Origin of the sequence: Pseudomonas sp. IPO3749 (genome assembly GCF_013386605.1) — a bacterium.
Lineage (GTDB): Bacteria > Pseudomonadota > Gammaproteobacteria > Pseudomonadales > Pseudomonadaceae > Aquipseudomonas > Aquipseudomonas azotoformans_A.
Genome location: NZ_JACARN010000049.1, coordinates 62,327 through 68,612, shown reverse-complemented (window position 1 = coordinate 68,612; position 6,286 = coordinate 62,327). Strand labels below are relative to the sequence as shown.

The 6,286-nt window shown below is 56.6% G+C and carries 7 protein-coding genes; 4 read left to right on the top strand and 3 right to left on the bottom strand.

Translation table 11 applies throughout. From position 1 onward, the window contains the following. Positions 1-447: 447 nt before the first annotated feature. From HX812_RS20085 to HX812_RS20070, 4 genes are all read left to right on the top strand, one after another. Complete coding sequence (locus tag HX812_RS20085; protein WP_080642332.1) at positions 448-648, top strand: KTSC domain-containing protein; 201 nt, start codon at positions 448-450, stop codon at positions 646-648. Positions 649-742: 94 nt separating this feature from the next. Beyond that, on the top strand, positions 743-1,585 hold the full coding sequence (locus HX812_RS20080) for a hypothetical protein (RefSeq protein WP_038842478.1): 843 nt from the start codon (positions 743-745) through the stop codon (positions 1,583-1,585). Positions 1,586-1,601: 16 nt separating this feature from the next. Further along, positions 1,602-1,823, top strand: coding sequence for a hypothetical protein (locus HX812_RS20075; protein WP_038842476.1), 222 nt, complete (start codon positions 1,602-1,604; stop codon positions 1,821-1,823). Between the two features lie 413 nt (positions 1,824-2,236). Beyond that, the gene (locus tag HX812_RS20070) at positions 2,237-3,127 is read left to right on the top strand and encodes an Abi family protein (protein WP_256353697.1); all 891 of its coding nucleotides are present in this window, start codon (positions 2,237-2,239) and stop codon (positions 3,125-3,127) included. A 248-nt stretch (positions 3,128-3,375) separates the two neighbouring features. Here HX812_RS20070 and HX812_RS20065 read toward each other — a convergent pair whose 3' ends face one another. From HX812_RS20065 to HX812_RS20055, 3 genes are all read right to left on the bottom strand, one after another. Continuing rightward, positions 3,376-3,966, bottom strand: coding sequence for a hypothetical protein (locus HX812_RS20065; protein ID WP_038842473.1), 591 nt, complete (start codon positions 3,964-3,966; stop codon positions 3,376-3,378). Beyond that, positions 3,963-4,535: an RNA polymerase sigma factor gene (locus HX812_RS20060; protein WP_038842470.1), complete on the bottom strand. Its 573-nt coding sequence runs from the start codon at positions 4,533-4,535 to the stop codon at positions 3,963-3,965. Before HX812_RS20060 ends, HX812_RS20065 begins: the two co-directional genes overlap by 4 nt. A gap of 66 nt (positions 4,536-4,601) precedes the next feature. Then, entirely contained in the window at positions 4,602-6,242 is a 1,641-nt protein-coding gene (locus tag HX812_RS20055) for a VWA domain-containing protein (protein ID WP_038842468.1), read from the bottom strand. Positions 6,243-6,286 lie beyond the last annotated feature (44 nt).

The following is a 6,286-nucleotide window of genomic DNA, read 5'->3' as shown; positions in this document are numbered from 1 at the left end:
TTTTTCAGAGTTTCCCTAGTTTATTGAATAACTGGCCCGGATGTTCACCAATGCAATTGCCGTATGAGTCGGAACGTCGCTGGGGAGCCGAGGCATTTTGGGCTGACACGGAAAAAGAACCCGCCGGATCTCGTTAGTGGCTAGGTGTCAACGTTAGTCAACTGAGTTGACCGAGCCATCTGTTCACAATCCTTGACAAAACGGAGCACCGTTACCCGTCCCGTAAGAATCCCCTTTTTTCTTCGAGATCCTTTCAATTTCAACGATTGAAATTTCAGTAACTTCCAGCACCTCCCACTAACTCAGTCCCGCGGGTTTCATGCCCCGTACCCTCAAAATAGCTCCAGGGGCCCCGGCACTTTTGGGAGAGAAGGCTCCAGACGAGAGCGGCTCAGCTAGTATCAGACGGGTTGGCCTACTGAAGGGCCGCACGTTTGGGAAAATGCTATGGACATGATTGCCGTGCGCTCTGGTGCAATGACCGCCGTGGGCTACGATCCGGACACGAGGAAAATGAGTATCCGCTTTCAACAGGGTCACTCCTATGACTTCTGTAATGTCCCGCCAGCGATACACCAAGGCCTGATGTTAGCGGGATCAAAAGGCTCCTATTACAACCAGTTCATTCGTGATCGATACCGTTGCTGATGGAAGCCTTAACGTGATCCGAAAGCGAAGTTAATAGCCTCCAGTGCTATAGGCCATTTAGCTACAGATCGATCTCAAACACAGAGGATGTGCAATGAGCTATACAGCTGAAGCTTTCAACGTGATGATCGCCTCACCAGGTGATGTTGCCTCTGAGCGCACCATCGTTCGTGACGTCATCTATGAGTGGAACGCGGTCAATTCAAACGCTCGGAGAATCGTCTTGCTACCCATTGGGTGGGAGTCCCACTCATCTCCAGAAATGGGGGCTTCCCCCCAAGCCATCATCAACAAGCAAATCCTAGGAAAATGCGATCTTCTTATAGGGGTATTTTGGACACGGATTGGTACCCCTACCGATGAGTACGCAAGCGGCACCGTTGAAGAGCTCGAAAAGCATATTCAGTCGGGCAAACCGGCAATGCTCTATTTCTCATCTCAACCCGTTGCCATGGACACTGTCGATCTTGATCAGGCTGCGGCGGTTAAGAAATTCAAGACCGACTGCAAAAGTCGTGGACTATATGAGAGCTATGACAGCCTCAGCGACTTCCGTACGAATCTCTATCGGCACCTTCAGTTGAAGGTCAACGAGCACCCCCTGTTCAACAATGCGGAAAACAGCGGCGTGGGTGAAATATTAGAGTCCAATACATCGATCCCAAAACTATCAGGTGAGGCTAGGATCCTGCTGAAGGAGGCGAGCTTGGATTCCCAAGGAACAATTATTCACGTCGATTACATGGAAGGAACGGACGTGCAAACAAACGGCAAAAATCTCATCGCTGAAAAGAGTGATCGAAGAGAAGTCGCAAAATGGGAGCAGGCTATTGCCGAGCTGACCCACGAAGGCCTCATCGTCGGCCAAGGTTACAAAGGTGAGATCTATCAGGTCACAAATCTTGGGTATCAGATCGCAGACATGATCGTCCTATAGACCGTGGAGAACGCTCATGCAAGACGTCTCGCTACTCGCATCAGTGCTCAAGCGCATGAATGAAAACCAGCTCGCATTGGGGGCTGCTATTGAGGAGTTGTCGAACTGGGTTGAGCAACGAGGATCTACAGAGGTGGCACAGAACATCCGAGGCGCACTGGACACACTTGATGAGAATTCAGGATTCATTACCCTCGCCCTCGCCTCACTGGCGGCAGAAGGTCGAACAGAAAAATGATTATTCGCCCTTGATCGGAGCCAACCACTGACTATCCGATGGAGCTTTACCAAGCGGGAATGAAAAGAAAATACTCCCCAGAAACATCCGGCGTGTATGCCCACGTGTATGCCTAACTGACACACCACCACTAGCATCCTTATAAACCGGGCATCCTATAGTCCAGTTCAAACGACGCCGGGGCACCAGATATGATGAGAAAGCCCCAGGTCGAAAGGCCTGGGGCTTTTTTGCATCTTGGGATCTGGATGTCTTTGTCTCTGGATGCTTCCGGCATAAGCGTGGGCGACGCCATCACGGTACATTGCTCGCCGCCAGAAGCACGAAGAACCGCAGAATGAGGCGGTTCGCACGCGGAGCTTCAACTGGAATACAACAAAAGACTGCCACGCAGCAGCCAGGATGGTTTATCAATGATGCAGGGTTATCCAAAGCCTTGGCAGAGCTATCAGGAACAGCTTGATCGGGTCATCGCGCGTGGCATGGTCGTCACTGACCCACCTAAAGCCCTGGAATATCTGGAGCGTATTGGTTACTACCGTCTCAGCGGCTACTGGTTTGCCTTTCGCGAACGCACAGAGCTCTGTTGTCCGCTTCTACAGCACAAGAATCAAAAACCCTCTAAGACGAAGCCTGCACGACTCCCCCTCGATACATTCAAGCCCGGTACCACCTTTCAGAATGCGATCGATCTGTATGTCTTCGATAAGAAGCTCCGTTTGTTAACTCTGGATGCGCTGGAACGTATAGAAATAGCACTCCGAGTAGATATTTCTCACACCTTGGGCAGGCACGATAAATTTGCCTACCTGAAACCCCAACTATTCCATGACAGCTTCTCTATCCAGCTGGATGGAAAGACTGGCTTAACCAAACATCATGGGTGGGTCGGCAAACACGCAGCATTGATCAACCGCTCGAACGAAGACTTCATCCGTCACAACAAAGAAAAATACGGTTTACCGTTGGCGGTCTGGGTGGCATGCGAGGTATGGGACTTTGGCACGTTGTCGACCCTCTACTCAGGCATGGCCGAGCGTGATCAGGACACTATTTCCATGGCATACGGCATCAGCAATGGACGAGTCTTCGCCAGTTGGTTACGCAGCCTGAACTACTTGCGGAATGTATGCGCTCATCACAGTCGCCTATGGAACCGCAACATCGTTGACCAGCCAAAACTGCCGCCCGCTGAGCAAGCGCCTTCGTTATCAGCGTTTCACGATGATGTGCACCGGCGCGCTCGACCATTTATGTTGCTGTGCATCACCCAACACCTGATGCGAGTTATCAATCCATCTTAGAGCTGGGGAAGTCGGCTGAAAACATTGTTGGAACATGACTTTCCAGACCTGCACCATCTTGAGTTGAATCTGGAAGGCATGGGCGTCGACCGCAATTGGCAGTTACGCGAGTGGTAATTGAAAAAAGCCGGCAATAAAAAACCCCTGAGCAGTCTCTGCGCCGAAGCGCATTAACCGACAGGGGCCGTGTTGCGAGGAATTATAAAGGCTGCCGATCTATCGTCAACCTGCAGCAGTACACCTGCTGGCTACTTTCGCATGGACTCCAGTCGCGCCGGCAAATCTTCCCCGGGAAAGCGCTTGTGCAACGCCAACAGCTTTTCATCAGCCGCCTTGGTTTCCCCAGCCTCACGCAGGCTCACAATCTCCTGCAACCCCTCCTCCAACGAAGGTAACGCCACCGGCGCGCGCTTACTCAGCCTGGCGCTCGACTCATCCGCCATCGAGCCCATGACTTGCGCACGTTCGGCATTGGGCGCGATGGCCAGTCGGGCCACGGGCGCCGGCGCGGACATTGGCGGCGCAGCGGCAGGCGCGGCTTGCTCATGCAGCGCCGAGAAGGTCGCCGTGGAGATTTCGGGTTGCGGCACGGGCGAGCGCATCACCACGCCGATCATCAGCGCCAAACCTGCAACCGTGGCGAATGCCATTTGCCAGCGTGGCCGTTGGCAGGCTTGCAGCCAGCGTTGCCACAGGTTCGGTTGCGGTGCCGGGGCTTCGCGGCGGGCGGTGTTGAGGATGAAGGCGTCGAGGGACGCGGGCGGCTCGCCGGTGCTGTGTTGACGCATGTGCTGGAGCAGCATGTCGTCGGGGTCCGGGGTGTGTCGGGAGTCGGTCATGCGGGTATCTCCTCGGCCAGCAGGCGGCGCAGTTTCTGCTGGGCGTAACGCAGGCGGCTTTTGACGGTTTCCAGCGGGGTGCCGGTGAGGGCGGCGATTTGCGGGACTTCGAGGTCGCCGTGCAGGCGCAGCAGGAAGACTTCACGCTGGTCTTCGGGCAGGTCTTGCAGCGCAGCGTCGAGCCGCGCCTGGTCGCGACTCAGGCTCAGCTGCTGCTCAGGGCCAGCGCTGTCGTCGGCCTGGGCGTGCAGTTGCTCGTCGTAACTGTCGTGCAGCGGGTTGTGGATGCCGTGCTTGCGCCAGTAATCGATCAAGCGGTTGCGGGCGATCTGGAACAACCATGTACGAAAACTCGCCCGGCCTTGTGGCTGGGTGGCGCTGCGAATCAGGCTGAGCCAGGTCTCCTGGTAGATTTCCTCGGCCAGTTCGGTCTTGTTACTCAAGGACACGAGGAATCGGTACAGGCCCTGGCGGTGCCGGGCGTACAAGGCTTCGAACGCGGCACTGTCGCCGGTTCGGTAGCGGGCCAGCAGTGATTCGTCGCTGGGTAGGTCGTCGGGTACGGCCATGTAGGTGGCGAACTCCTTTCGGTAAGCTAAAACCGGTTAATTGTGGGAGCTGGCTTGCCTGCGCGATCAGTGCTTGAGGCTCTGCGCCAATTCCACCAGTTGCACAAACTCATTACGCAGCCCGAAGGGGTCGTCGCCTCGGGCCGAGCGGGCCAGTGCGGCGGTGTCCTGCAGGCTCATGCTGCCAGTGTAGCGGCCATCGCCCTTGAGTTGTTGGGCAAAGGCGGCCACTGCGGCGGCGAAACGCAGGTCATCGCTGGCCTTGCTCGACACAGTGCTGATGGGGCGCTCGATCAACTGGCTGTCGCCACCCGCCGCCGGCTTGTAGCGCACACGCAGCATCGCCAGCTCAGTGGATTTATCCTCGGCGGCTGGCGCAGCAGCGTAGCGCAAAGGCTCCAGCCAACCTTTCTCGCCCTTGGGCACAATTTCGTACAGCGCAGTGACCGTATGCCCGGCCCCGATTTCACCCGCGTCGACCTTGTCGTTGTTGAAGTCCTCACGCTTCAACGCGCGGTTTTCATAACCCAGCAGGCGATATTCGCTGACGCGCGCCGGGTTGAATTCCACCTGCAACTTCACATCCCGAGCCACCACCGCCAGGGTCGAACTGAGTTGATCGACTAGCACTTTGCGGGCTTCACGCAGGTTGTCGATGTAGGCGTAGTTACCGTCGCCCGCATCGGCCAGCTGTTCCATCAGATGTTCGTTGTAGTTATCCACACCAAAGCCGAGGGTGGTCAGGGAAACGCCGCTTTTACGCTGCTCAACCGCCATTTGCTTGAGGCTGTCGAAGTCGCTGATACCCACGTTGAAGTCACCGTCGGTGGCCAGCAGGATCCGGTTGATGCCCTTGTCGATAAACCCTTCGCGGGCCATCTGGTAGGCCAGCTCAATACCCGACGCGCCCGCCGTGGAGCCGCCGGCAGTGAGTTGGTCGATGGCGTTGCGGATCTTCTCTTTGTCACGACCCGAAGTAGGCTTGAGCACTACGCGGGATTCCCCGGCGTAGACCACCAAAGAAACACGGTCTTGATCGCGCAATTGATCAACCAGCAGTTTCAGGGTGCTTTTGACCAGCGGCAAACCTTCGCGGCGGTCCATGGAGCCGGACACGTCCACCAGGAACACCAGGTTGGCCGGCGCCAGTTGCGCCACGGCGCGGTCGGAGGCCTTGATGCCGATGCGCAGCAACTGGGTGTGAGGGTTCCACGGTGTGGCGGCCACTTCGGTGGTTACGCCAAAGGGCGAGCCGTCGGTGGGCAGCACGTAGTGGTAGGGGAGGTAGTTGACCATTTCCTCCAGTCGTACAGCGCCTTCAGGCGGCAGGCGGCCTTGGTTGAGGAAGCGTCTTACGTTGGCGTAGCTGCCGGTGTCAACGTCCACGCTGAAGGTTGAAACCGGCGTTTCAGCCACGCGATGCACCGGGTTGTCCGGCAGGTTTTCGTACTGTTCGCGGGGTTCGCTGCGGTAGTCCATTGCCACGGACTCCTGCATCACCCTTCGTGCGCTCAAAGGTGCAGGCATCGGCATGCGTTTAACCAGCGCGCCTTGCACTGGAGCGCTTTGCAGCTCGGAGACTGGCGCCGCTTCGTCAGGCTTGGCCACATCGTGGGAAGAGGACAGCCCACAACCGGCCAGCGTCACCAGCAAGGTAACGGCAAAGCCCTGGGCAGCAGGACGCAGGAAGAGCAGAGGACGGGACATGGGCTGAACCTCGTGAATGAATGATCCGTTCACAAGGTCAGACG